The sequence below is a fragment of the Clostridium carboxidivorans P7 genome, from assembly GCF_001038625.1.
GTDB lineage: Bacteria > Bacillota > Clostridia > Clostridiales > Clostridiaceae > Clostridium_AM > Clostridium_AM carboxidivorans.
Window position 1 is genome coordinate 3456458 of record NZ_CP011803.1, and the last position, 25652, is coordinate 3482109.

The 25652-nt window shown below is 27.9% G+C and carries 23 protein-coding genes; 4 read left to right on the forward strand and 19 right to left on the reverse strand.

Annotated elements, in window-relative coordinates:
• Nucleotides 1–194 precede the first annotated feature (194 nt).
• Entirely contained in the window at nucleotides 195–440 is a 246-nt protein-coding gene (locus Ccar_RS15145; RefSeq protein WP_007063959.1) for an AbrB/MazE/SpoVT family DNA-binding domain-containing protein, read from the forward strand.
• A 419-nt stretch (nucleotides 441–859) separates the two neighbouring features.
• On the opposite strand, the gene Ccar_RS15150 is transcribed toward Ccar_RS15145, so the two are convergent.
• The 6 genes from Ccar_RS15150 to Ccar_RS15175 all read right to left on the reverse strand — a co-directional run bounded on the left by Ccar_RS15150 (nucleotide 860) and on the right by Ccar_RS15175 (nucleotide 9233).
• Nucleotides 860–2887 carry a methyl-accepting chemotaxis protein gene (locus tag Ccar_RS15150; protein ID WP_007063958.1) on the reverse strand — a complete coding sequence of 676 codons (2028 nt, stop codon included), beginning with the start codon at nucleotides 2885–2887 and terminating at the stop codon, nucleotides 860–862.
• A gap of 253 nt (nucleotides 2888–3140) precedes the next feature.
• Nucleotides 3141–4576 (reverse strand): IS1182 family transposase gene (locus Ccar_RS15155; protein ID WP_416101003.1). Its coding sequence is split into 2 segments (ribosomal slippage): nucleotides 3141–3994 and nucleotides 3994–4576, totalling 1437 coding nucleotides; the frame shifts between segments, so codons are not numbered across the junction.
• Nucleotides 4577–4743: 167 nt separating this feature from the next.
• Nucleotides 4744–5406: a L,D-transpeptidase family protein gene (locus tag Ccar_RS15160; RefSeq protein WP_007063263.1), complete on the reverse strand. Its 663-nt coding sequence runs from the start codon at nucleotides 5404–5406 to the stop codon at nucleotides 4744–4746.
• 122 nt (nucleotides 5407–5528) lie between these two features.
• Nucleotides 5529–5957, reverse strand: a complete 429-nt coding sequence (locus Ccar_RS15165; RefSeq protein WP_007063262.1) for a hypothetical protein — start codon at nucleotides 5955–5957, stop codon at nucleotides 5529–5531.
• A gap of 226 nt (nucleotides 5958–6183) precedes the next feature.
• Entirely contained in the window at nucleotides 6184–6828 is a 645-nt protein-coding gene (locus Ccar_RS15170) for an HD domain-containing protein (RefSeq protein ID WP_007063261.1), read from the reverse strand.
• Between the two features lie 38 nt (nucleotides 6829–6866).
• Entirely contained in the window at nucleotides 6867–9233 is a 2367-nt protein-coding gene (locus Ccar_RS15175; RefSeq protein WP_048030124.1) for an ATP-dependent DNA helicase, read from the reverse strand.
• Nucleotides 9234–9560: 327 nt separating this feature from the next.
• Here Ccar_RS15175 and Ccar_RS15180 point away from each other — a divergent pair, with 327 nt between their 5' ends.
• Nucleotides 9561–10874, forward strand: coding sequence for an SH3 domain-containing protein (locus tag Ccar_RS15180; RefSeq protein WP_007063258.1), 1314 nt, complete (start codon nucleotides 9561–9563; stop codon nucleotides 10872–10874).
• A gap of 287 nt (nucleotides 10875–11161) precedes the next feature.
• Here Ccar_RS15180 and Ccar_RS15185 read toward each other — a convergent pair whose 3' ends face one another.
• The 7 genes from Ccar_RS15185 to Ccar_RS15215 form a co-directional block, all read right to left on the reverse strand.
• On the reverse strand, nucleotides 11162–11716 hold the full coding sequence (locus tag Ccar_RS15185; RefSeq protein ID WP_007063257.1) for a YARHG domain-containing protein: 555 nt from the start codon (nucleotides 11714–11716) through the stop codon (nucleotides 11162–11164).
• Between the two features lie 196 nt (nucleotides 11717–11912).
• Complete coding sequence (locus Ccar_RS15190; RefSeq protein WP_007063256.1) at nucleotides 11913–13040, reverse strand: DUF1648 domain-containing protein; 1128 nt, start codon at nucleotides 13038–13040, stop codon at nucleotides 11913–11915.
• A gap of 76 nt (nucleotides 13041–13116) precedes the next feature.
• Nucleotides 13117–13491 carry a GntR family transcriptional regulator gene (locus Ccar_RS15195; protein ID WP_007063255.1) on the reverse strand — a complete coding sequence of 125 codons (375 nt, stop codon included), beginning with the start codon at nucleotides 13489–13491 and terminating at the stop codon, nucleotides 13117–13119.
• Nucleotides 13492–13667: 176 nt separating this feature from the next.
• Nucleotides 13668–14036 (reverse strand): SdpI family protein, encoded by a 369-nt coding sequence (locus tag Ccar_RS15200; RefSeq protein ID WP_007063254.1) that lies wholly within the window; start codon nucleotides 14034–14036, stop codon nucleotides 13668–13670.
• Nucleotides 14037–14264: 228 nt separating this feature from the next.
• On the reverse strand, nucleotides 14265–15113 hold the full coding sequence (locus tag Ccar_RS15205) for a response regulator (RefSeq protein WP_007063253.1): 849 nt from the start codon (nucleotides 15111–15113) through the stop codon (nucleotides 14265–14267).
• Nucleotides 15114–15789: 676 nt separating this feature from the next.
• Nucleotides 15790–16533: an elongation factor P 5-aminopentanone reductase gene (gene ymfI / locus Ccar_RS15210; RefSeq protein ID WP_007063252.1), complete on the reverse strand. Its 744-nt coding sequence runs from the start codon at nucleotides 16531–16533 to the stop codon at nucleotides 15790–15792.
• 55 nt (nucleotides 16534–16588) lie between these two features.
• The gene (locus Ccar_RS15215) at nucleotides 16589–18655 is read right to left on the reverse strand and encodes a methyl-accepting chemotaxis protein (protein WP_007063251.1); all 2067 of its coding nucleotides are present in this window, start codon (nucleotides 18653–18655) and stop codon (nucleotides 16589–16591) included.
• A gap of 288 nt (nucleotides 18656–18943) precedes the next feature.
• On the opposite strand from Ccar_RS15215, the gene Ccar_RS15220 reads away from it, so the two are divergent.
• Nucleotides 18944–19828 (forward strand): DUF2156 domain-containing protein, encoded by an 885-nt coding sequence (locus Ccar_RS15220; RefSeq protein WP_007063250.1) that lies wholly within the window; start codon nucleotides 18944–18946, stop codon nucleotides 19826–19828.
• A 160-nt stretch (nucleotides 19829–19988) separates the two neighbouring features.
• On the opposite strand, the gene Ccar_RS15225 is transcribed toward Ccar_RS15220, so the two are convergent.
• Both Ccar_RS15225 and Ccar_RS15230 read right to left on the reverse strand, forming a co-directional pair.
• Nucleotides 19989–20360 (reverse strand): DUF3232 domain-containing protein, encoded by a 372-nt coding sequence (locus tag Ccar_RS15225; protein ID WP_007063249.1) that lies wholly within the window; start codon nucleotides 20358–20360, stop codon nucleotides 19989–19991.
• Nucleotides 20361–20681: 321 nt separating this feature from the next.
• Entirely contained in the window at nucleotides 20682–21467 is a 786-nt protein-coding gene (locus tag Ccar_RS15230; protein WP_007063248.1) for a M50 family metallopeptidase, read from the reverse strand.
• A 282-nt stretch (nucleotides 21468–21749) separates the two neighbouring features.
• Here Ccar_RS15230 and Ccar_RS15235 point away from each other — a divergent pair, with 282 nt between their 5' ends.
• Nucleotides 21750–21959: a hypothetical protein gene (locus Ccar_RS15235; RefSeq protein ID WP_007063560.1), complete on the forward strand. Its 210-nt coding sequence runs from the start codon at nucleotides 21750–21752 to the stop codon at nucleotides 21957–21959.
• 89 nt (nucleotides 21960–22048) lie between these two features.
• Here Ccar_RS15235 and trmB read toward each other — a convergent pair whose 3' ends face one another.
• The 4 genes from trmB to Ccar_RS15255 are packed head-to-tail and all read right to left on the reverse strand — an operon-like array spanning nucleotide 22049 to nucleotide 25480.
• Nucleotides 22049–22696 carry a tRNA (guanosine(46)-N7)-methyltransferase TrmB gene (gene trmB, locus Ccar_RS15240; protein ID WP_007063559.1) on the reverse strand — a complete coding sequence of 216 codons (648 nt, stop codon included), beginning with the start codon at nucleotides 22694–22696 and terminating at the stop codon, nucleotides 22049–22051.
• A 37-nt stretch (nucleotides 22697–22733) separates the two neighbouring features.
• Nucleotides 22734–23378: a site-2 protease family protein gene (locus tag Ccar_RS15245; protein WP_007063558.1), complete on the reverse strand. Its 645-nt coding sequence runs from the start codon at nucleotides 23376–23378 to the stop codon at nucleotides 22734–22736.
• A 33-nt stretch (nucleotides 23379–23411) separates the two neighbouring features.
• Entirely contained in the window at nucleotides 23412–24437 is a 1026-nt protein-coding gene (locus Ccar_RS15250; protein WP_007063557.1) for an NHL repeat-containing protein, read from the reverse strand.
• Between the two features lie 35 nt (nucleotides 24438–24472).
• Nucleotides 24473–25480, reverse strand: coding sequence for a phosphodiester glycosidase family protein (locus tag Ccar_RS15255; protein ID WP_007063556.1), 1008 nt, complete (start codon nucleotides 25478–25480; stop codon nucleotides 24473–24475).
• Nucleotides 25481–25652: the final 172 nt, after the last annotated feature.

A 25652-nucleotide genomic window follows, 5' to 3' on the forward strand; every position in this document is an offset into this window, starting at 1 on the left:
TTATAGTTTCCTATATTCCTTTAAATATACTTTTTACATTTTTCATGTTTTATTTTTATTTAATGAATTTTTTTCCATAATTTTTTTATAATTTTATATTTATTAGGAAAAAATATATTTTTCCATTGACTAATAATAACATTAGTGTTATTATTTAAGTAATAAAAGTCGAATTTTGTTTTAGGAGGAAGAAAATGAAGTCAACAGGAATTGTAAGAAAAGTTGATGAGCTTGGAAGAATAGTTTTACCTATAGAATTAAGAAGAACTCTTGATATTGCTATTAAGGATCCTTTAGGAATATATGTAGAAGGAAATCATATCATATTTAAAAAATATAATCCTTCCTGCATGTTCTGTGGTGATGCTAAAGATGTAGTAAACTACAAAGGTAAAAACATTTGCAAGCATTGTTTCGAAGAATTAAAAAAATCCATATAAGACAAGCTATGCAAGATATATCGCAAAGTTATATCTTGCATAACTTATTTTACACGTTTTTCTATAAAAAGCACAATTGATTTGTAGCTTTTTATTTTTTTCTTTTATTGAAATTTTCTAAAAACTCTTGGACGTTTATTGACTTTTTATTCCACTATGATATAATGTCTATTAACAGCCTTTATATATTGCTGTTAGTAGTTCTTAATACAATTTGTTTAAAACTCTTCCCCTGAATATATGATATTTTATCTTTTTTTGAACATTTAAGTAAAAAATTTTTAATACTATTTAAATTATATCTTTCAATAGAAAGGATTGATTTAAAATTCAAAAAGTATACGGAATCCCTATAGTCGAATTGAGAACTACTTAAAACAGCTGATTATGTTTAACACAATCAGCTGTTTTTTATTTTATTAAATTTTAAACTTATTTGTTTCTAAATTAAGTTCCTGTGCTACTTCATTTAATTCTGATGCAAATTTTGAAACACTCTCTGTATTCGCCAGCATCTCTTCTGACGATGCTGAAATTTCTTCTGAAGATGCTGAAGTTTCTTGTGACACAGCAGTAACTGATTCCACCTTGTTCATAATAGTTTCCTTAGACTCCATTGTTTTCTCAATAGATTTATAAGTATCCTGTACTAGTGGTGATATTTTAGATGATGCATTAAGCATATCTTCAAAAGATGCCACAGTTATATTTACTGTATCCTTTTGCTTTCCTAAAAGATTTTTAACTTGTTCTGATGTATTCATTACATTTGAAGTTTCACTGCTTATAGATTGAATTAACTTTTGTATTTTTCCTGTTGATTCTTGGGATTGTTCTGCAAGTGTTCTCACTTCATCTGCCACTACAGCAAAACCTTTTCCTGCTTCACCAGCTCTAGCAGCTTCAATAGCAGCATTTAGAGCAAGTAAATTAGTTTGTTCTGATATTTCATTAATTACATCAGTTATACTTCCTACTTGAGATACACTTGAATTTAAATTGGCAATCTTATCAGATACTATATCAAAAGACTCTTTTATATTTTCAATAGATTTCAAAAGAATTTCTATCTGAGATTTTCCTACTTTAGCTTTTTCTTCTGTTTCCTGTGAACTTTCCTTAACGCAGGATATTTTAATGTATATATTTTGGAGTTCTTCAGACAAGTTAGATATATTATTGACTACATCAACTAAATCATTTGCTTGCTTTGTTGCTCCGCTGGTAACATCCTGTACTGCACTTGTTACTTCATCAGCTGCACTGGCCATTTGCTTAGCATTATTACTTAAATCAGATGACATGCTGCTTACTCTAGAAGCTTCATTTTTTAAATTTCCTATAGTTATCTTTAAACTGTCTGACATGGATTTAAAACTTTTTCCTAAAACTCCAATTTCATCATTACTTAAAACTTCAATCTCATTATTAAATTCTCCCTTTGCAACTTTTCCAGCTACTTCTACCAAACTATTAAGTGGTTTTATTATTCTTTTAGCAACTGCAAGCATAATAGCAGCAAATATTACAAATGCAATTATTGAAATAACTACTATCATTCCTACCATAGCATTAATAGTTTTATGTACACTTTCTGTAGAAAGGCCTACATCTATAGCTCCTATATGAGTGTTATTCTTGTAGACAGGTACAATTACATCATATACTTCAGTTTTTCCTTTGTATTTATATGTAGATGAGTAAATTTTTCCATCCACTGCTGCCGTTTTGCTTCCCTCATCATCAAGCACTTTTCCTATTCTATCTTTTTCGCTATGAGCTGTTGCTTTTAAATTTTTATCTATAAATAAAGCATAAACTATACCTTTATCACTAGACATTAATTCATTAATTAAAGATTGAGTTTCCACGCTTGCATTTAATTTTTGAACTTTATTAGCAAGGATTCCTATTTGGACTATTCCTCCATCAGGTTTTCTAACATATCCGTATTTGTAATAATTATTATTCTCTCTGCTCTTTCTTATGTTCTCCATTAACTCTGTTCTTTCTCCTGTAATTACAGCATAAGATATATGCTTACTATCAAATACAGAACCTATACTGGATGGTAAATTAGCATATACTATCTTACCACTAGGATCTGTAACATTTATTTCATCTACTTCAAATTGCTTTGCCAGCTGAACTAAATAGTCGCTGTTCACTTTATCTGAATTTGCTCCTATAAAGCTTCCTAATGTTTTTATTCTGGTTTCTATGGATTCATTTAATGTATCCATAGTACTACTGTTTTTACCCATTTCACTAGATATTTCTTTTCCTATGTTTGTCCCATTTATTTTCATTTGTTCCATGAGTTTTGATTTTGTTTCCACTATAGATACTGTGGCTATTATAACTATAACTGAAAATATAATAATTAGAGGCATAACAAGAACTTTAAATTTTATAGATTTACTTTTAGACAAAAAATTTTTATTCATAGATCTAGTCCTTTCTTATAAGTTTTTTATAAATCCTTTAACATTATTTTACACAATATGATTTATACTACAATTTAATTATGTTTTACTAAATTGCAATAATAATAATATCATACCTTTTATTTAAAATCATTAGTTATTGGAATTTTCTATAGGTACATATATTAATCTCATAAAAAATAATGAATGGTAATAAGATTACCATTCATTATTTCAGATTGTTCATAAACCCAGCATTTTTAAAGTGCTGGGTTTAATTTTGTCTTAAATATTTATGCGGTAGCATATAAAAAGAGAATGTTATCCATAAATTGGTTAGTGAATTCTTTAAAAATTGCAAAAATAGGTGCGATAGCACCCTGGCTATCTTTTTCATATTCTGAACTGCTGCTGTTAACAAACATTGTTCAGAAACTTTTTTAATTCCACGCATGCGACAATAGCGCAGACCATGGAGATTTTTTGAATCTGCAAAGCTACGCTCGATAGTTTCTTTTCTTCTTTTATATAGCCATTTTCCTTTATCAGTCTTAGTAAATTTGATTACTTCATCCTTGTAATCTTCCCAGACATGGCGATAAACAACTTTTCTTTTGCTTTTATCTGATAAGCAATTTTCTTTTTTATTGCATTGGCTGCAGTACTCGATTTTACATACATATTCTCTATAACCATCACGGTTAGTAGTTCTATATTCTAATGCTCTTAAATCTGGACAATAATATACATCTTGTTCTTTAACATATTGGAATCTAAATTTAGTAAATTTACCTTTTACATGAGGACTACGTCTATAGCCCATAACTGCTTTTAGTTCTCGTTCAAATATTTGTTTACAAATATTATTAGTAGAATAACCAGCATCGGCTCCAACATATTTAGTTTGCAAATTAAACTTTTTAATTTGAACATCTAGTCTTTCTATATAAGGATCTACATCATTTATGTTACCAGGCGTTACATAAACATCTGTTATTATGTTATACTTTCCATCTACAGTTCTATGATCTAAATAAAAAAATCCTTTTGGTTTTCCATCCCTATGCATATAGCCACTATCAGGGTCTGTAGTACTGGTCTTAATTTCTTTAGTTTTTTCTATTTTATCTTTTTTTTTAGAGGTTGTTTTCCATGAGCTACTCTATCCTTATTAATGTCTTCTTCTAACTCATTAAAATAGTCTTTGGTTGATTGTGTAATTTGTTCTTTTGTAAACTTGTTTTTATTAGCGTTAGCTTTCAAATGTGTAGAATCTGTATATAGAATTTTACCATCTACCAATTTTTTATTTATTGCTTGAAATACAATATTATCGAAGATTTCTTGGTATATATTTGTATCCTTAAATCTTGTTATTCTATTTTGGCTTATAGTAGAATGACTTGGGATTTTATCTGTTAATGAAAATCCTAAAAACCAGCGATAAGCTACATTTACTTCAATTTCTTTCACGAGCTGTCGCTCTGATCTTATTGCAAATAAGTAACCTATAAATAACATTTTGAATAAAACTACTGGCTGAATTGCTGGTCGTCCATTATCAGGACAATAGAAGTCCTTAGTTAAATCTCTTATAAATGAAAAATCTATATATTTATCAATTTTCCTTAAGATATGATCTTTGGGAACTAAATTTTCTATATATACTAACTCTAATTGTTGCTGTGCAGAATTATTTTCTTTAATCATAATAGTTAACTCCTTAAAAAATCTGATATTATATTAATTCTACACAAAATCTTAAAATCCTTTTTGAATTAAAAAAAAGCCCTATCGGGCTAAAAATTTAAAAGGCTGCTGACAAAATATGTTTATCAACAGCCTGAAATAATGAATGGTAATAAGATTACCATTCATTATTTGTAAATTTCTATAGTTGTTCCATTTGGTGCATATTGTTTTAATATATTAATATCTTCATCAGTTAATGCAATACATCCATAGCTCCAATCATATTTATTTCCACCGCCATGCAATCCTATCTCTCCACCTAAAGGGGTATTCCATGGTGGTTGCTTTTTATTATTTATGGCTCTTTCTATTCTTTTATAGACAGCTTCATTTATAAGTCCCTGTTGTAATCCTCTTTTAGCATCTTCAATATTTGGATAACTTATACCAATAAAGTAAGTATATTTTGTATTTCCATTTCTATAACATATATAATAACTTCCTTCTGGAGTTTTATTGTCTCCTTCTTTTTCTTTATATCCTTCTGGCGACCTCCCTAACCCAATTTTAAATCTTCCTACTAATTTATCGCTAGAATAAAGTTCTAATACTCTTCTTTTTTTATACACCTTAATCGAAGCCTTTTCAGCAACAGCATCTTTTTTATTAAAAAAAAGCTTTTCATTTTCTTTTGTAGAATCAGTACTCTTTTGCACAGAAACCTGTTTGGCACTATCAGCCTCTTTTGTCTTTATATACTTTTTTATAGATATTCCAGAAACAAGTACAATTAAAAAAATACCAAATATTAAAAATACCAAAGGGAATTTCTTGTAATCATTTTTCATGTTATACCTCCAGCTATTTTAACGATTTAAATTTTCTCTTCTTAATAATGATTTTCGTTAACTTTTTCATTTTCATTACTTATATTTAAACTTTATTATATAAAATATTCATTTAATGTTTGTCAAATTCCAACTATTGATTTGATCCATTGTAGTAAACTGTCATTTTTCTTCCCCATAACCTTAAATTGATTATATCTCTTATTATATCTGTCTAAGCTAGCATTATATTCTGCTAAGCTACTTCTATATTCCGATAGCTTTTTATTATAAATTATAATACTGTTATTCCACTCCTCTATATTATCAGATTTTAATTTTCCTAGATTTGATTTCATTTGTTCAAGTTCTTGATTTTTTTTAATTAATTCATTGCTCATCTTTTCAATATTTTTTCTATCATTTTCAATAGAAACATTCATCTCTTGAACTTCTTTAGAGTTTACAGTTGATTGACCACTTCTTAAATCTACAAGACCTGCTACCAAAACTAGAAATAGAATTCCTAATATGGCTACTATTTCAAACATAAGTGACTTGAATTTATTCATAATATCATCCCCTAAATCACTAACGCATCATTTACTATTAATTCTATAATATACTTATTTTACCATATGTTTCAATATAATATATTATTCTAAAATAAAAATTAATAATTAAAAACTTTTACCTTACAAAATAATATTAGATAAATCTTGGATTTAAATTTAAACACAAAAAATCCATAAACCTTTATATAAAGTTTATGGACTTTAATAATTTTAGTATTTTAAATTATTTTTTAGAAGGCTTTCGTGTGAACCTTTTACATTTTTCAATAAAAGTACTTACATTATTATTTTCTAACCTTATCCTTTCCGATGTCATACCACCTCTTCCTAATCTATCGCACAAAGAAAGTAATGCCACCTCTTTAAAATTCCCCTCTGATATCATATCCTTAATGTTAGCAAAAGGCATATCTTTAACTACAAAAAGAGTCTGCATATGCCACCTTACTAAATAAGAAACTTTTTCTATAAAATCTTCGCTGCATCCAAATTCCGTTAAAAAATCTACTGAAAGTTCTTTTCCAACTTTGTCATGATCGTAAGATGTTATTTTTCCCTTTCGCATCTTTGTAGTCGGTGCCTTTCCTAAATCATGCAGTAATGCTGACCACATAAACACCCTAGAATCTTCACTTTTATCCTTTCTCTTAGAAGCTTCATCTATAACAAGCATAGTATGATTCCAAACGTTTCCTTCTGAATGATGCAATGGAGACTGAGGAGTTTTCATTAAATCCTTAAACATAGTTAGTGGATATACTTTTTCAAACAATTCAGTTTCAGCTATAGAATTAAAATATTCAGACGGTCTTTCATCTTCCAGCAAGTGTTTATTGAAATTCTTAAATATCTCCTGTAAGTTTTCCATATTAAGTACCTCTTTACCATAATAATATTTAAACTATATTATTTATTTTCCCAAAAGTTCTTTATAATATTTTCTACTTCTTTAATATTTCTTACAACAGTATTGGCCTCCCAATGTTTTGGAAAGAGTTCTCTATAATTTCTACTTGAAAATCTTTCATCCATTAGCATAACTATTCCTCTATCTTCTTCTGTCCTTATTACCCTGCCAGCTGCCTGCAGTACTTTATTCATTCCTGGATACATATAGGAATATTCATAACCCATATTATTTTTATCATTAAAATAATTCATTATTATATCTCTTTCGAAACACAGCTGAGGTAACCCAACTCCAACAATTCCTACACCAATTAGTTTATCACCCTTTAAGTCTATACCTTCCGAAAACATGCCTCCTAAAACAGCAAAAGCAACCATGTTTTCTGAAGAATTTTTAAATCTGTCCAAAAAAGTCTTTTTTGATTCCTCAGACATAGAACTTTCTTGAATTACAGCATTAATATCGGAGTATTCTTGACAGAATATATCATAAACATTTCTCATATATACATAGGAAGGAAAAAATATTAAGTAATTACCTTTTCTACCACATACTAATCCATGTATATATTCTGATAATAAATTATAACTACTTTCTCTATTTTTATATTTAGTAGATATTCTGTTTGCAAGAATTAATTTCATATTCTCCTTTGGAAAAGGAGATGGAATTCTCATTGTATAATCCTGTTCATTTCCTCCTAATACTTCTTTAAAATAACTTATTGGTGATAATGTAGCAGAAAAGAATACAGCAGCTTTTCCTCTCTTTACTGCCTCATTTAAAAGATAAGAAGGGTCCAAGCAAAAAATTTTTATCTTAATGTCATCTCCCAATTTTTCTACATATGTAACAAACCTATTATCATAAAATTCACTTATTCTGGTATAGGATAAAACATCAAAATATAATTGTAAAAGTTCATCATAACCTTCCAACTTATTATTTTTAGCAAGCCACTCTTCTGATTCTTTTGTAAATCTTCTTAATAAATTATATATATCTTTTATTTCTTCTTTTTGAACATAAATATTTCTATCTTCTTCTTCACAAATTTTCCTAAGTTTTATCATATATGAATTTATACTAGTTAAAGCTTTAGCTATTTGGGGTTCTTTTTTTGTCATTACTTTCTTTAATTTTAAAAAAGGCTTTTTATAAAGTTCAGCCGAGAACATTTCCCTTCCTCTATCTGCTAAATTATGAGCCTCATCAATTAAAAATACATAATCCTCTTTTCCATTTTCAAAAAAACTCTTTAAATATACTTGAGGATTAAAAGCATAATTATAATCACAAATAATACAATCAACCCACAGAGCTATTTCTAAAGAAAATTCAAAAGGACATAACTTATTTCTTTTTGCATATTCTATTATTACTTCTCTACTTATTAAAGTTTCTTTGCTTAAAATTTCATTTAGTGCATCATTTAATCTGTCATAATGTCCTTTAGCAAACTCACAATCTTCCGGATTACAGGAAGGTTTATCTTTAAAACATACTTTTTCCTTTGCAGTAATGACTAAAGTTTTTATTTTCAATCCCTTATTATTCATATTTGTCATACATTCCTGCGCCACATTTGCAGTTATGGTTTTCGCTGTAAGATAAAATATTTTAGAAATAAGTCCTTGCTCCATAGCCTTAATAGCTGGAAATAAAGTAGATATAGTTTTCCCTACCCCAGTAGGTGCTTGAACAAATATTTTACTTTCTTGTTTTATAGTATTATATACTGCAACTGCAACCTCTCTTTGTCCTGGTCTATATTTATCAAAAGGAAAATTCATATTTTTTATAGAAATATTTCTTTTAACAATCCACTGTTCCATGAAGTTTGCCCACCAAAAATACTTATCCAACAAATCTAAAAAAAACAATTTCAACTCTTCTATATTAAAGTTTTTTATAAAATATTTGCTTTCATCAGCACTTATACTATAATAAGTTAATTGCACATATATATCCTTTAAATCGTTTTGAATAGCATAAATATATGCATAACATTTAGCTTGTGCCATATGAAGAATATTATAATTCTCATCTATTAATTCTAATGGTTTGTTTACAGTTTTTATTTCATCTATAACAATTTTTTCTTTTTCTACTATTACTCCATCTGCACGACCTTCTATAATAAAACTAAATCCTTTATATTCTATATTATATTTTAAACTTACCTCAGCATTATATTGTCTTTCTATATTATTCTCTTGTTTATACTTTTTTTGAAGTTTTTGATGTGCTCTTGTTCCTTCTAATGCCCTGCTGCTTCCTACAAATTTTGAATCTAAATCTCCGCCTCTTAACACAAACTCTACTAAATTTCGAATGGATACTTTTATTTTCTTATCATCCATTAAATCATCTCTTTTCTAATACAGTTGTACATTTATATATTTTAACAATACATTAATATATAATTCAACTTTCGTACATACAAAATTTTAATTTAGTATAATTTTTAAACTGCGAAAGTTAGATATATAAACAATAAAGTATTTAGAAAATTAATGTAACCATATTCCTTACTTGCATTATTCTGTACATATATTATAATTTATTATATAACATGTAAAAAAACTATTAACTTTTTTAATTATTAAACGATAATGTTTTTGAATTATAATATAAATTAAACTATATTTTTAATTTAACTATAAAACTTACGAAAGGAAGGTAGCATAATGAATAAATCCAAAAAATTAGTTTTTGCTTTTTTTATATCTGCTTCCCTAATAAATGCTAAATGTCTATTACATAATTCTGTGCATGCTGCTGGAATCATGCCAAATCCACAAGGTGCCTCTTATGTAAGCGATTCAAATATTTTCACTAAATATGGATATAAAGGACAGTGTACTTGGTTTACTTACGGAAGGGTTTTAGAAAAGCTATCCATAAACTTACCTTCAGAATTTTATGGAAATGCCGTAGATTGGTGGTATGCCAATGCAAAGGATAAAGTATACAGTTATGGTTCTGAACCTAGAGCTAACTCCATAGTTGTCTGGGGCGGAGGAAATAAGGGTTATGGTCATGTTGCCTTTGTAGAAAAGGTAGAAGGTAATACTGTATATTTTAATGAGGGTAATTTCAATATTAGAGGTGCCTATGACGGTCAATTAAAATCTTTATCTAAAGAAGAAATAAAAAATAGAGGAAACTTATTCTTAAAGGGATATATTTATGTATCATCATCACCTTCTAGCAACTCAAATAGTGGACAACCTACTACTAATACAAATACAAATACAAATAATAATAGTAGTAATACTCAACCCGAACAGTCTAAATCTGCTAGTGGTTTAGTTAATATTTCTAGCTACAGTTCTACTCTTAACGTAAGAAGTAGTGCTAGTGGCTCTTCAGGAGTTGTTGGATCGTTAAAAAAGGGAAGTTCTGTAAATGTAGTTGCTGTTAGTGGTGACTGGTATAAAATAAAATATAACTCCTCCTATGGTTATGTAAGTTCTAAATACATAAGCCTTGGTTCAAGTCAACCTGTAGTTAATAATTCTAACACCACTAGTACCGCTGCTGTTACTAATTTAACTTCAAACAAATTTGGTGTTGTAAATTTAAGTAATCAATCTTCTTATCTGAATTTAAGAAATAATCCTTCAGGTAATGTTATAGGAAGCTTACCTTCTGGAACTAAGCTTCAAATATTAGGTACTTCTGGCAATTGGTATAAAGTGAATTCAAATGGAACTGTAGGATACGTGTCTTCTGATTATGTTTCTATTTCTTCCGGAAGCACTGTTACTACTACTGCCGCTGCTAATCCTCAACCACAAGCTAGCGGAAAAGTTGGTACCGTAACTCTTAGTAATAAAAATTCAACCTTAAATTTGAGATCTGCACCATGGACAGGAAGAATAGTTTCTGAACTTGCTTATGGCAGCAAGGTTCAAATATTATCATCTAACGGTCGTTGGTACAAAGTACAAGCAGGATCTGCTGTTGGATTTGTACATTCGGATTATATAGCATTATAAAAAAATATGAAACATTTTTTAGAGGACAATTGAAAGATGACAGTGAAGGATGATTTATCTTACTAAAGTAAAACATTGCTGACTTATATAAATTTAAAGCTTCTTTTGCATTAGCAAAAGAAGCTTTAAAAATAAATTAGTTTTCTGACATAAGGAAGAAAACTCACCTTCATTGTCCTCTGTCCTATGTCAATTGTCCTCTTGAAAAAGTTGTGTTTCAATGTGCTTATATTGAAAATAACATTTCCAAATAAAACTATCCTTTTCTTTTATATAAATGATTTTTGCTAATTTTTAACTCCCCTTCTATCCTCTTCAGCCTTTATAAGATCAACATTATAAGTTTCCACATTACTTAAAGTAACATTTGTGGTAATAGGAGAATACCAACTTTGTGAATTAAAATAATTTCTATACTTTGCTGTACTAAATATATAACCATGTCTTGCATAAATCTCATTTCTAGCAATTCCTAATTGATAATTACTTAAGCTAGCTACTTGACTTTTAGTAAGATAAGAATAACCACTATTTGAAAATATAAAACTTCCATTAACTACAGGTGCTGGAGATGGTTCTCTTACAATTACTGTATCCGGCTTACTATTAGTTTGAGGGGCTTGATTAATATTAACTGTTACTGGTGAGTTATCCTTAGCATTTTGATCTTGCTTAGCCGCCTTATCCGATGCTGTTTGCGACTTGTTTCCATCGTTCTGCTGCTTATTCTCACTTTGAGCTGGTTTGCTATCTGAATCAAGTGAAATACGAATTCCACCGCACCCTACAAAGAGAAAAACGGCCAGAATACACATTACGGAAATTATTATTCTTTTCTTCATTAATCCCCCTTTTTAATTACACATTAATACTATTACCATAATATGTTTTATATACTTTAAGAGGAACTTAATTTTTAATCGTTAATCTATATATTAAATACAATTTTCATTTACTAAAATTATCTATAACAATATAAGTAAAAGTTAAAATTAAAACTACCACTGCACTTTACATCACATACTTCTTACTTTTTCTCTAATGAATCAGTATCGGTAATGCAATCATTAAAATTATAAATACAACAGCAATTATTATACTTTTGGTGTTTCCAAAATTCATAGTCCATCCAATACCAAATCTTTTTTCTACAAAGATGGCTGGATCATCCTTATTTACGTAAATGCTATTAGCTAACTTCCAATACTTATCATCATCCCTATCTTGTACTTTTTCATTCTCTTCATCCATACTTCCAACCTTAATTTTGCTTCCACCTTGACCTGTTTTTACAGACATAACTATACTACTGACAATTATAAGCATTGTTATTGTAAATATAACGATCATACTAGTTTTAGCGCTCATTTTTATAACTTGAAGTATGCTTAAATTTCCTACAGTAAATAAAATATTTATAGCTATAGCCATTAATATCATATACGCTGACCATCTGTATCTAAATATTTTATTTCTTTCTTTAGATGCTTTGGGATCAGAAGCACTTATTTGCTGCTTTGACCACCCAATAATTTTATAAGAAAAAAACATAATTATAGTCATAAAAAGCTGTACTGCAGGCATTTGTATTATTAGTTTATATGACTTTGGAGTCCACCCATTTGCCTCACCAGCAAAATCAAAATGAGTTGGAACAATATCAGGGAGATTATGATATACTCTATATCCTATATATAAATTTATAACTATCATAAATAAAGGTATTAAAAACCACGATGGTGATACTAACATACTTTTATTTTTCTCTTTAGTAAAATTAGTGTCAATAACAACTACTGATTTTTTAGTTTTACCCCAATTTAATTCATTCTTTACTTTTTTTACTTCCTTATTAGCTATAAAATAAACAAAAAAACTTATTATCAAATAAGCTAATATTAATACAACATTCAATATTTCAAAATAAGCATTAAGATAATAGCACAATAAAAATACTATAATTATATATGGTATTGAAACTATTATGTTGTTTGTTACATACTTCTTATAAATATTTTTTAATTTTTCACTTTCAAGTTGATTTTTAGGTATTCTTATACCAAAATATATTTCCTTTCTAGTAAGTCTAGGCGTTAAAACTTGAATTAAAAATATTAAAATTACAATAAATACTATTGATATTGAAGATATAATTCTATTATCCATTTTTATTCCTCCAAATTTGAAAGACTAATTTTATCATTATTTCACATTTTATTTTTTAAAATGATTTACATTTTTACTATGTATATTCCTTAAATATTTCTTCACTGATGTTTAAAAAATTTTTTTTATCTACACCTCTACAGTAGGCTTCTGCTATTATGTATCTCAATTCTTCTGATAAGTTTTCCATATATTCCTCAGAATATGTTTTCAACATTTTATTTATTATGGCACCTTTTCTCCTATCTATAGTTATAAAACCATCTATTTTAAGCATATTATATGCTTTATTAACAGTATGCATGTTTATACCTATATCTTCTGCCATTTGTCTAACTGAAGGAAGACTATCTCCTTCTTTTAACTCCCCCTTTGCTATACCTTGTATTATTTCTCTTTTTAATTGAACATATATAGGCGTATCTGATTCAAAATCTATTTTTATTAGCACAATGTCCCACCTCCATATATAAGTGCAAATATCTTAACACATATATTTGTTATATTGATACTATAACTAATATAACAAATTGTCAATACATAAAGATTTCATCACAAAATTATAAATTTTAGGTATCTGAAAAAAAATAAAGATCAGTAAAAAATCTTACTGATCTTAATCTTTTATTATATACCTTTTTCTTTTAATTTACCTGAATTATTTATTCTCACACCATTACTATCAAAAACTTTTTTCAAATGCTTTTCTGCTGTAAATACTGTTACTGACAATACTGGAACAAAAGCTATAAGAGGAACTAAGTATGGCTTATTAGCGACAAAAGCATAGGAAGCTCTTCCTATAATTAATAAAATAATACCTGCTATAATATATTGATTCGATGAATATCTATTTCCTTCATCCCAAGTTTCTTGATTTATTGTTGACATAGGTGTCCTATATCCATACCAAGAATTAATTTTCTTTGGTCTTACTATTTTAGGTATTAACCCAAATGCTAATGTTACTAAACCAAAAATCAAAGAATATACCATATAATACCATCTCCTTTAAAATAATGTTTTATTATATCCATGAGATTTTTTTATATAAGTAAACCGTTCACCTTAAGCTATAAATTTTAGCTTTCTACCCATGTCACTATAATAAAACAAAACTTATAAAAAATCCAGCATATTTTTATAATTCTGTCAGACAATTTATGTAATTCAATTTTCTAATATTCCACATATTCAATTCATTTCAATCTACTAATATAATATCTATTTTTGATTATCACTACCATTAATCTTATTTTGCATTTTTGCTTCTAAGTTATCCAACAACTCTTCACTTTCTTGTCCATCTTCAGGATAAGTAACAAAAACACATTCTATTTCATACTCCTTGTATCTAGAATCTTTATTTTTAACTTCTCCATATCTGTTTTGTACACTCTTCTCTATTTTATCCATAGGATTTTTATCTTTCCATGGAATAACCCCTACAAAATTTGAAAAACCATGCTTTACAAATAAATCTGGTAATTTAAATAAACTTTTTAATTTTTCATATACTGAATCTATCAAAATTAAATATGTTTCCTTTATATCAATTTTTTCTCCAAATAAATCTGAACCTGGCTTTACCAAACTTACCATCATAATTGAAACCTTTGTATTTTCTTCTTTTGCCTTACTTATTTGTTTTATCATGTATTCTTTAAAGTTCAAGTAAATTATTTCTTCTGGTTCTTCTCCCTTTTCATGTGACACAATCAAGTTATCTATTCTTCTTAAAAACATTTTTGGATCAAATGGTTTTAAAATATATTCAGAAATCCCCTCTTTTATACATGTTATAAAATCAATTCTTGTATTCATTTTAGTTAATACCATTATAGGTATTTTCAAATTCATTGCCTTGATCTTTTTCAAAACCTCAAATCCATCTTCAGTACTTAATCCTACTTCTAATATTATTAGGTTTATCTCATTCTTTTTATCATAAAGCTTATTAAAAAAATCAAAGGATGTAGCAGCTTCATAAATTTCTATGCCTTCCTCAGCTAATAATTGCTTTACTCTATATCTTATATATGCCATATCATCTAATATTATTATCTTATACATACTTACCCATCTTTCATATAATGATTACTATTTTACTTGTTAACATACTTATTTTGTCTAAAAACATAGCAAATAGTATCTACACCCTTAAATAATTTTAACTAAAATTTACACTTTCTTCAACTATTATCTTAATTAAGTTTAAATTGGTATCAAGTGATTCTTAGACTCAGATGGAGTTTGCTTATGAGTAATACCTCTTACCTGAGCAAAAGCTCGTAAAATGCCATTTAGGCATTTTACCCATCTGAGTCTTAGAAGAACTTATCCAGGGGCGTGTCAGCCGTTATCTCCCACCTTAAGAAAAGCAGATATCCCAAATCTATGATTTGGAGATAGTCGCTTTCACAGAGTGTGATGGGAGTGTTACGGATGGTAGCCATCGGATAAAATATTTTATGCGAACTTTTAGGATAAACTTCTTTATAAATCATATTTATTTATCGTTTATAACGTCTATAATTTTATATATTTATTTAAAATAAAATTTTTAGAATTATTATTATTTATCAAAACTTTTCACTATTCAAATATTAATTCACAGACTGTGGATAACTTTGTGGATAACTTGTACATAAACTGTATATAACATGTTTATCATATACAAAAATATGCCGCACCTACATTAAAATTCTTAGGATACGGCATCGCATTTTTATTTATTTCACCATGTTAGTTAATTCATTCCACCATCTATTGTTATTATCTGTGCAGTAATATATTTTGCAGCATCACTACACAAGAAAACAACAGTTTTACCTACATCTTCCCCCTTGCCAAACTTACCTATAGGAATCTCTTCCTCTAACGCTTCTCTTTCTTCTTTATTTAGAAAACTATTCATTTCTGTATCTATAACACCTGGTGCAACTGCATTTACTCTTATATTGGAAGGTGCCATCTCCTTTGCTAAAGCCTTTGTAAATAAATTCACAGCTCCCTTGGAAGCAGAATATATTACCTCACAAGATGCTCCAACATTCCCCCACATAGAAGACACATTTACTATACAGCCAGCTTTTTTGCTAACCATATGTGGAATAACATTATGAGAACAATTGATAACCCCATTTAAATTAACATTAATAATTCTTTCCCACTGCTTTTCATTCATATCCATAAAAAGGCCTATATATGAAACTCCTGCATTATTAATCAATATATCTATTTTTCCAAAATGTTCTATTGCACTATTTATAAGCATTTTAGCCTGTTCATATACACTAACATCTGCTTTTACTATAATAGCAGCTCTACCAATTTTTCTAATTTCCTCTAAAGTTTTTATAGCTTCTTTTTCATTATTTGTATAATTTATTACTACAGATGCTCCTGCTTTAGCTATTTCTAATGCTATACTTCTTCCTATGCCTCTAGAAGAACCTGTGACTAATGCCACTTTTCCTGTTAAACTTTCCACTTCTGAATCTTCACTCCCTTAGTACAAAATTACACTTGTACCATTATACCACTACTTAACTTTCTTTACATAACTTAATCTTAAATTCACTTATGGATTGTAGCAATTGTTCTGCTCCTTGTGCATTTTTACTTGATTTATCACATATATGTAAATTTTCTTCTTTAAGGTTTTCTATATTATCCACAATATCAGTTGAAGCATCTGCACATTCACCCATGGACTCTGTCAAAGTTTTCATATTCACTGTCATTTCTTCTATTGAGACATAAATATCCTGTAATAGTAAATTAAATCCTTCTATTATACTTTGAAATTTACTTCCATCGTTTTTGTAATCATCACTTACGACCATAATTTTATCATAACTTTCTAATATCTCATTATCTATAACATTTAAAATAAACTTTGATGACTCAGAAAGCTTTTCTACTGAATTTAAAACATTTTTTACATTTTCCTGTATATCTTGAACCACGCCATTAGATTGCTCTGCTAATTTTCTTATTTCATCTGCTACTATTGAAAAACCCTTTCCATGTTCACCTGCTCTTGCAGCTTCAATGGCAGCATTTAGAGCTAATAAATTTGTCTTTTTAGATATATCTTTTATTACTTCTGCCATTATAGAAATATTTTCAACAACCTTTGTATTCTGTAATGCTTCATTTAATTTTTCTTTTGATTCAGAATAAGTATGTAAAATTTTAGTTCTAGAGTTTTCAGTTTGATTCTTCATTGAATTTGCTCTGCTTTTTATACTATTAGCTAACTCTAAACCATTTTTTGCTTCTTCTACAGTATTATTTATTTCATCTTCTATATTTAAAGACTTACAAGCTAATTCTTCTATATATGCAGAAGCTTGCTGCATATTAGCTGAAATTTTATTAGATTTATATGAAACATTTTCTACATGCTTATGTATTTTTTCAAACATATTATTTATATCATTTGTAGATTTTAAAGTCTCTTTTCCATTAAGCTTCACAGAATAAATAATCTTTTCTACATTATTTATAGCTGCATTTAATGAGTTAGCTACTTGTCCAAATTCATCCTTTCTATCTATGCTTATTCTGTGACTTAAATTACAATTTGACAATTGTTCTGCATATTTTTTTATTTTTAACAGTGGTCGTTTTATAGACCTTGATATTATAAAACCTACTGCCATACCAATTAATATAAATAGTATAGTCATAACTATAAATTTATGTTCTAATTCATTTGCTTCCTTAAATATTTCCTGTTTAGGTATAGTTAATGCCATAGACCACTCTGTATCTGGAACAGGAGCATAAGACATAAACATTTCTTTACCATCTTTAATATAATATCCAGAACCTTTTTCTGCTTTTATCATCTTACTTTCTAATTGTGCTAATGCCACTAAACTTTTATCTTTATTAGCATTTTTAATAGTATTATCCTTGTTTAAAACTAACTTTAAATCTTTATGCGCAACTTTAGTACCTTCTTTATTTATTATAAAGCTGTATCCACCGTTACCTACCTTTGTTTTTTGAACTATTTCATTTAATTTTTTAGTAGTCATATTAGAAAATAGAACTCCATTTACTTGTCCACTTTCATTTTTTATAGGTACTGCTATGGCTATAATTTGTTCCCCTTCTACATTTGTAACCGGGTCAGATATGGAAGCTTTGCCTCCTAATGCTTCTTTTAAATACAAGTTATTTGATGAAAAAAGATCAGTTTGAGTTTTTCCTCCATCTGCCAAATGTGTTAAACCATTAGGTTCAATTATATTTAAATTTATATATCCTAAATCTTTAGCTTCTGCTAAGAGTACAGGACTTTGTAGTTGAATATTCATGGATTTAATTTCTGGTCTAGAAGCTATTTCATTCATCACTCTAATATCCTGTTGAATAGTTGAACTTACAAGTGCTGAGCTATCATAAGCTTTAGATTCTAAAAAAGATCTAATAGTATATTCCAAACTATTATAGGAACTACTATATGAAACATAACCTAAAATTCCACAGACAAATATAAGCAATACAGTTATTTGCATCATTATTTTAATTCCAACACTGTTTATAAAATGGATTTTTACAATATTGTTTAGCTGTAATTTAGTTGAAATGTTTCTCATCATTATCCTCCTCAATATTAACATTAAGTAATATTTCCCTTAATTATTTTACTATTAAAAAGCAATAATATTATTAAATAACAAATACTTTAACCTGTTTTTAACATTACCGCATAATAAATTAACATAATTTTAACTTTATGCTAAAAATAATTAATTTATAATATTAATATCATATTTAAATATAAAAATACTGTTTGATAAATAGTATTTTTATAATATAATATTTATATAAACAAATAATATTTAATATTACTTAATATTAATTTTTATAGAAAGGATGTATATATGCTTAATTTTAAACCACTATCCTTAGAGGATAAGGAACTATTTGATAAATATTTAAAACCATACTCATTTGAAACCTGTGAATATTCCTTTACAAATCTTTTTATATGGCGAAAAGCTTGTGATATACAATATGCTATTTATAAAGATGTGATAATTATTAAAAAAATGGACTTTGATGGGAGTTATCATTTTATGCAGCCTATAGGCTATAAAAAAGAAAATTTAAAAGAAATAGTTAATGTTTTGTTAGAACTTAGAGCTTCATATGACCTGAGTTACCTTTTTAAAGATGCAGAACAACCATTTATAGATGATCTCCTAGATGTTTTTGGTGACACTTTTGTTATAGAGGAGGATAGAGATAATTTTGATTATATATATGAAAGCGAAAAACTTATAAGTCTTTCTGGAAAAATTCTTCATAAGAAAAAAAATCACTATAATTATTTTGTAAAAAATTATGATTATAAAATTTCTGAAATGACTTCAGACCTAATACAACCATGCATAAAAGCTGCTCGTGAATGGTGTCACAAGCATATATGTAAGGGATACCTTTTATATGAACTCAGATCTATAGAAGAATTACTAAAAAATAGTGACAAATTGGATTTTATAGGAATGGTTATTCATGTTAATGATAAATTATCTGCTTTCACTATAGGTGAAAAAGTAAGTGAAAATATGGGAATAATACATATTGAAAAAGCAGATTCAGATATAAGAGGTCTCTATAACTTTGTCAATAAGACCTTTATAGAAAACTACTTTAGCCAAATTCCACTCATAAATCGTGAACAGGATTTAGGAATTGAAGGTCTAAGACAAGCAAAATTATCTTATTCTCCTGTTGAGCTTGTTAAAAAATTTAACGTAAGTTAAGCATTACCCTTTTGATTAGAATAAAATTAACAATATATGTATAATAATCAAGTAAATTTTTATTTAAAAAAGCATGAAAGAACCTAACTTTTCATGCTTTTTTATAATTGTTTTTACTGTATTTCTAATATTGTTAATATCCATACTTGATATTTTCCAATTATAATCTTCTTGTACTAAATAATTCATCTACCACTTTTTGTGCAAATTCAGCTACTTCTACCCTGTCTTCTTCGTTTCCTTGATACATTGGTGGTAAATTATTTATTCTACAAAGTCTGTTAATAATTTTAACATTAGATATTAAATTATCATGTGCATTACTTCTTTGTTTGTCAAGTTTCTCAATATATTCTCTATACTCATTATCTTCTTTACTATATTTTCCAACCATTATTCCTACTTCTAACACATTAACTCTTCTTAAATAATCTCCAGCAGAATCTATTAATTCTTCCATCATATCTAAACATTCACAATCCTCAGTTTTAGAAATAACTCTAATAAATTCATTAATTTTTTCTCTAAACATAGTACGTTAACCCCCATTTTATATTTTGTATACAATAATACTATTTTAGCACAAAGCATAATGCTTTTACAAATTATTCCAAAACAAATGTAAATGAATCTTCTTTTCTTACTATTTTATCCGATCGCTATCATTGCTAATACCCCATTTGTATGAAACTCCTTCTCCTATTGTCGAAGGAGTAAGTGATTCGCACAAAATCATAGATTTTGGCTCTCTACTTAACTTGGTGATAAGCACTGCTACGCGCCTGGATAAGTTCTTCTAAGACTCAGATGTAGGAAGTATTCCTCACAAGCAAACTCCACCTAAGTCTAAGAATCACTTGATACTAGTAAGAATTAAACTTACTAAAAAGGTTATTGTAGAAAGTATTACAGATATCATTAGAAATCCTGTTATTAAAATATTATACTTTATTAAATCAATAGCCAAGATATATTTTGTTAAATTTAAAGCATTTAGTATTAATAATATTATAAATATAACACATAATCCTCTGGAAGCTCCCTTTATATCTGCAGAACTCAACGATATATGTGAGGATATACATATAGATATAAACAGAAATACATAAAAATACGGATTTTCAAAATTCTTTAAAGAAAAAATAACTTTTATTAAACCCAAGTAAGAGTTTATTATTCCTTCAATTATACTCTTGTTTAACACTGTAATATGTAGACTTCTAAACAATATATTAATAAAACTGTTATAAGCTCTTGGTATTATAAATTTCATCAAAGCAATTATAGAAAAAACTCCTCCAAATATAGGTGCTATACCTATAAAAAAATTTCCTATCTGCTGATAAATACTGTTTTGATTATAACCATGTTGTACATATCCCATTACGCCATTCTCATCTGGTTTTTGAAGTAACTTAATTTTAGTAATTTTATGTCCAAATAATACCGCAAAAATAGCATGGCTCAACTCATGTATTGGAACGCCAATAAACCCTGTTATCATTACTGCATTGCTGCCAAAACTTCTCTGAAAGTTTTTTATTGAATTATTTCTTAGTACACCAAGAATCAACCCAATTAATATAATCATACCTGTCAAATAAAATGTTTCTACAAAAGTTCTTTCTAATATTTTCATTACAAAGTCCACAATTAACCAGCACCTTTCAATACTACAAAACTATACTAAATAAATAATTTAAATAAAAAACTGCATGTTTGTTCTATTATTTACACTATAAATTTCGCTATTTATTTTAGCACATTCTTTCCATTTATAAAAATAAATATTAATGATAATTATATAATTTTCTATATTAAATAAAAAATTTTTTTATTTCAATTTTATAACTTTACATTGCAAAAATTACTCTTATACTTTTCTTTAATATGTACATTCTATAAAACGAGGTGAATATGAATGAAAGAAAATCAAAGTAAATTAACTAATAAAAATAAAATAGGTTTTACAACAGAACAAGGTATTTCTCCAACTGATTCTCCTATAAACGGAATGTCTACTGAAGAACTATATAGACAAAAGGAAGCATATGACGCCAAATTCACTCTTTATAAAGGCTCAATATTACCAACTGATACCTATAAAGATAGTTTTGGCAATCACAAATAATTTTTCTTAAAAAATAAAAACACATTAGAGAACAAGCTTCGGTCTCTAATGTGAATTATTTAGTTTAAAGCTATTTATACTTCCAAAATCTATTCACTGACTACAGTAAGCTTTGCTAATAAAAACATAGTTTTCATTCCCAAAGAAGTAAATTTGCTCTCATACTCTGTAACTATATTTTCCTGAAAATCGCTATTATGAAGATCATAAGTTATATATTCAATATTAAAACCATTTTCCTTAAAGTAAACTTGAGAATCCTCAAACAAATCTTTGTCATCAGTTTTAAACCATATTTCACTTTCAGGTTTTAAAAACTGCTTATATTGATTTAAAAATCTTGTATGTGTAAGTCTTCTCTTATTATGTCTGTCCTTTGGCCATGGATTGCAAAAATTTATATATATCCTACTTACTTCATTTTCATCAAACATTTCTGAAATATTTGTTATATTAGTTGGAATAATCCTAGCATTAGTAAGTTCTTCTTGAATTAGTTTTCTTAAAGCATATATTAATACTTCATCTTTTAAGTCTATCCCTATATAATTTATATTAGAATTTTGTTTTGCATGTTCGCACAAAAAAGTTCCTCTTCCACATCCTAATTCTAAATATATAGGATTTTCATTCTTAAATTCTTCTTTCCACTTTCCTTTATACTCCTGCGGGTTTATCACAGTTAAAGGACTTTGCTCCATCTCTGGTCTTGCCCACCATTTTTTCCTTAGTCTCATAAAAATTCCTCCTGATGTATCAACATAGCATTTTGTTTTATATTATAACGTTAGCAATATGCATAAATGCAACATATAAAAATCTTGATGGTATTCCTACTACATAAGTTGCTATAGGTGTTACTATAATTACTAAAAGTATAATCATTTGATATCTATATAATGTATCTGATATTTTATAATAGTAGCCTGGAAACAAGTCCCTTAAAATATGAAATCCATCTAAGCCTGGTATCGGTATAAGATTAAAAATAAAAAGCATACAATTTATACTAACTATATATGAAATTATTATTGAAAGTATATCATATAATCCTGAAACATTACCTAATGAATTAAATCCATACTTAGATAATAGCGCCATAAGTATTGCTCCTATGAATGCCACTACTAAATTTGCTAATGGGCCAGCAATAGATACTTTCAAATCATCTTTATACCTATTTTTAAAAGCTGATGGATTTATTTGAACAGGTTTTGCCCATCCAAAATTCATTATTAATATCATTAAAAACCCAATTATATCTATGTGTACAAATGGATTTAAAGTAAGCCTTCCTTGGAATTTAGGAGTTTTATCTCCTAATTTATCTGCCACTATGGCATGAGCATACTCGTGAAATGTAAATCCTATGAGTATAGCTGGTACTACAAGAATCTTAGTTAATAACCAATTATTCAAATTTAATCATCCCTCCTTTAATAAAAAAACTATTTAATTAAATAAAGTTTTTACAAGTTTTCCATCACTTATTGATATAACTCCTCCATTATACATTTGTACAAAAGTACCTGCATAATTATATTGTTTTCCACTTGAAAATTCTTTTACAACACCTTTAAGACTATCATTAACATAAACTTTTCCTTCTCCAGTTATATATATATTATTCTTATCTACAGCACTGCCTAAATCTATAGTTTGCAATTCATTTCTACCTTCTTTTACAGTTCCGTAAAATATTTTAGTAACTTTATCACTATTAGTTTCTCCTATATATACATTGTCATTATCATCTACACCTAATAAACTTGGATTACTTACCCCACTTATATCCAAAGGTTCATCTTTATCAGTCATATATATTCTACTATGAGTTAAATCTTCATATACTAATTTGTCCTCATGTGGAAGTACTCTTATACTTCCTATTTGATAACTTCTTGTTTCAACCTTTTTCATTTCCTTCATTATATTAACCCAATATATACTGCTGCGCTTCCCACTGTTAGCCACTTTAACATATATAATATTAGTAAGCGGTGATGCTTGTATATCTTCAACTTCTGATTTTTTATCAGCCCAATCTAAATCTTTAATATCTTCTTTCAAACCTTTATCAACATCATAATAAGCTAATTTCAAATTTGATTCTTCATTTGAACTTTCCTTTTCAGCTATAAGCATTCTATTTCTATCAGAAAGCCATTTATAAAAAGATACCTTTACTCCTCCTTCAAATTCTACGCTTTTTTCTTCTCCTGTTAAAGTATTTACTACTTTCAATACATCTCCATCATAATAAGCCACAAACTTTCCATCAAATGATATGTTTGTGTTCTTTGCATTATCTGGTATGTTAATTTTAATATCTGGTTTTTTATTGTCACTTTTCACTACTTTCTTAGTTTTGATATCTGTGCTTGATGCAAATAGGTATTTATTAGCATAAAAAAGTCCTGCACACTGTAGTGTTAATGATATCATTATCCATATAAGAATTCTTACGAAAATCTTCATTGAGCACTCTCCTTCTAATACTTATCTAGTGTACTTTAAGGTTTAACATAAACAGCAGAAGGTACAGATCTTTCTCCTAAAGGATCACATGGATTGTTTATTACTTCACCTTCATGGTACATAGTTGACGAAGAACCTCCATCCAAATTTGTAGCGTTTAATGCACCATATTCAAGCATTATATTCTGAACATCTTTTAACGTTGCACCTACGCTTTTTGTTTGCCTTCCATCTATAACTAAAAATAATATAGATCCATCTTTTCTCTGTCCTATGGCAGTTCTTAGAGCTATTCCCCAGCCACCATCACCAGACTTTATAGTTCCCTTACCGTTTACAACCAATGCAGGACCAAAAGAGATAGCATCCGTAACACCAAGAGACTTCATTTCTGATAAGCTGTGTGAGCCTACTAAAAGCTCTCCTTTACTAGTCATTGCCATTACTTCCATTGCCTTATCTTCATCTGATACGTCATTATACACTTCTTTTCCATCACTCATAAGTATTCCAACAGGTTTTCCACCAGTCCCTGTCCACTTACTATCACCTGAGGAACTGTCTGTAAACCCACCACCATTAATTGCTGCTACAGCATTATTATCCTTTGCTATTTGACTAGTTAACTCACCAGCTACACCTAACTTTTTGCTATATCCTACTTTTACTCTTGTAGGATCATGAATAATAAGCATATATCCGTTAAATTTTCTTCCATCACTAACTTCTTCTCTTTCTATGCTGCTATCATGATTATTTTCAAACTTTAATTGAGAAACGTTATCTTGCTGAATATTGTCTATAGTATTTTCTCCTAAAATTTTATTAATTTCATCATCAGATAAAAAAAACTTAGCAATATATTGATGACTAAGTGTTGTCATTGCAGATTCAACTACAGTCTTTTTTACATTTTGAAATGGCCCATAAAATATTAAAAGAGGAGCAGTTATTCCAGTAAATAATACTTCAAATATTATAAAACCTACAACCAACTTCCAAATGGATTTACCCCTTTTACCATTTGTTTTTCTTTTGTCCATATACAAAAACCTTTCCTTTCTAAAATTACATCTCTCAATATTGTACAATAAATGCTATATTTTTTAAATAGAAATAATTATAAATAGGTCATAAAAGATGTTAATAAAAATTAAATTTTGAATATGTTAAGGATTTTCTAAAAATTGTTCTACTCTATTCTTTATATATTCA

Excerpts from the sequence above, each read along its gene's own strand:
- Ccar_RS15145 (WP_007063959.1), top strand. The coding sequence starts at position 195 with ATGAAGTCAACAGGAATTGTAAGAAAAGTTGATGAGCTTGGAAGAATA.
- Ccar_RS15150 (WP_007063958.1), bottom strand. The coding sequence starts at position 2,887 with ATGAATAAAAATTTTTTGTCTAAAAGTAAATCTATAAAATTTAAAGTT.
- Ccar_RS15160 (WP_007063263.1), bottom strand. The coding sequence starts at position 5,406 with ATGAAAAATGATTACAAGAAATTCCCTTTGGTATTTTTAATATTTGGT.
- Ccar_RS15165 (WP_007063262.1), bottom strand. The coding sequence starts at position 5,957 with ATGAATAAATTCAAGTCACTTATGTTTGAAATAGTAGCCATATTAGGA.
- Ccar_RS15170 (WP_007063261.1), bottom strand. The coding sequence starts at position 6,828 with ATGGAAAACTTACAGGAGATATTTAAGAATTTCAATAAACACTTGCTG.
- Ccar_RS15175 (WP_048030124.1), bottom strand. The coding sequence starts at position 9,233 with ATGGATGATAAGAAAATAAAAGTATCCATTCGAAATTTAGTAGAGTTT.
- Ccar_RS15180 (WP_007063258.1), top strand. The coding sequence starts at position 9,561 with ATGAATAAATCCAAAAAATTAGTTTTTGCTTTTTTTATATCTGCTTCC.
- Ccar_RS15185 (WP_007063257.1), bottom strand. The coding sequence starts at position 11,716 with ATGAAGAAAAGAATAATAATTTCCGTAATGTGTATTCTGGCCGTTTTT.
- Ccar_RS15190 (WP_007063256.1), bottom strand. The coding sequence starts at position 13,040 with ATGGATAATAGAATTATATCTTCAATATCAATAGTATTTATTGTAATT.
- Ccar_RS15200 (WP_007063254.1), bottom strand. The coding sequence starts at position 14,036 with ATGGTATATTCTTTGATTTTTGGTTTAGTAACATTAGCATTTGGGTTA.
- Ccar_RS15205 (WP_007063253.1), bottom strand. The coding sequence starts at position 15,113 with ATGTATAAGATAATAATATTAGATGATATGGCATATATAAGATATAGA.
- Ccar_RS15215 (WP_007063251.1), bottom strand. The coding sequence starts at position 18,655 with ATGAGAAACATTTCAACTAAATTACAGCTAAACAATATTGTAAAAATC.
- Ccar_RS15220 (WP_007063250.1), top strand. The coding sequence starts at position 18,944 with ATGCTTAATTTTAAACCACTATCCTTAGAGGATAAGGAACTATTTGAT.
- Ccar_RS15225 (WP_007063249.1), bottom strand. The coding sequence starts at position 20,360 with ATGTTTAGAGAAAAAATTAATGAATTTATTAGAGTTATTTCTAAAACT.
- Ccar_RS15230 (WP_007063248.1), bottom strand. The coding sequence starts at position 21,467 with ATGAAAATATTAGAAAGAACTTTTGTAGAAACATTTTATTTGACAGGT.
- Ccar_RS15235 (WP_007063560.1), top strand. The coding sequence starts at position 21,750 with ATGAAAGAAAATCAAAGTAAATTAACTAATAAAAATAAAATAGGTTTT.
- trmB (WP_007063559.1), bottom strand. The coding sequence starts at position 22,696 with ATGAGACTAAGGAAAAAATGGTGGGCAAGACCAGAGATGGAGCAAAGT.
- Ccar_RS15250 (WP_007063557.1), bottom strand. The coding sequence starts at position 24,437 with ATGAAGATTTTCGTAAGAATTCTTATATGGATAATGATATCATTAACA.
- Ccar_RS15255 (WP_007063556.1), bottom strand. The coding sequence starts at position 25,480 with ATGGACAAAAGAAAAACAAATGGTAAAAGGGGTAAATCCATTTGGAAG.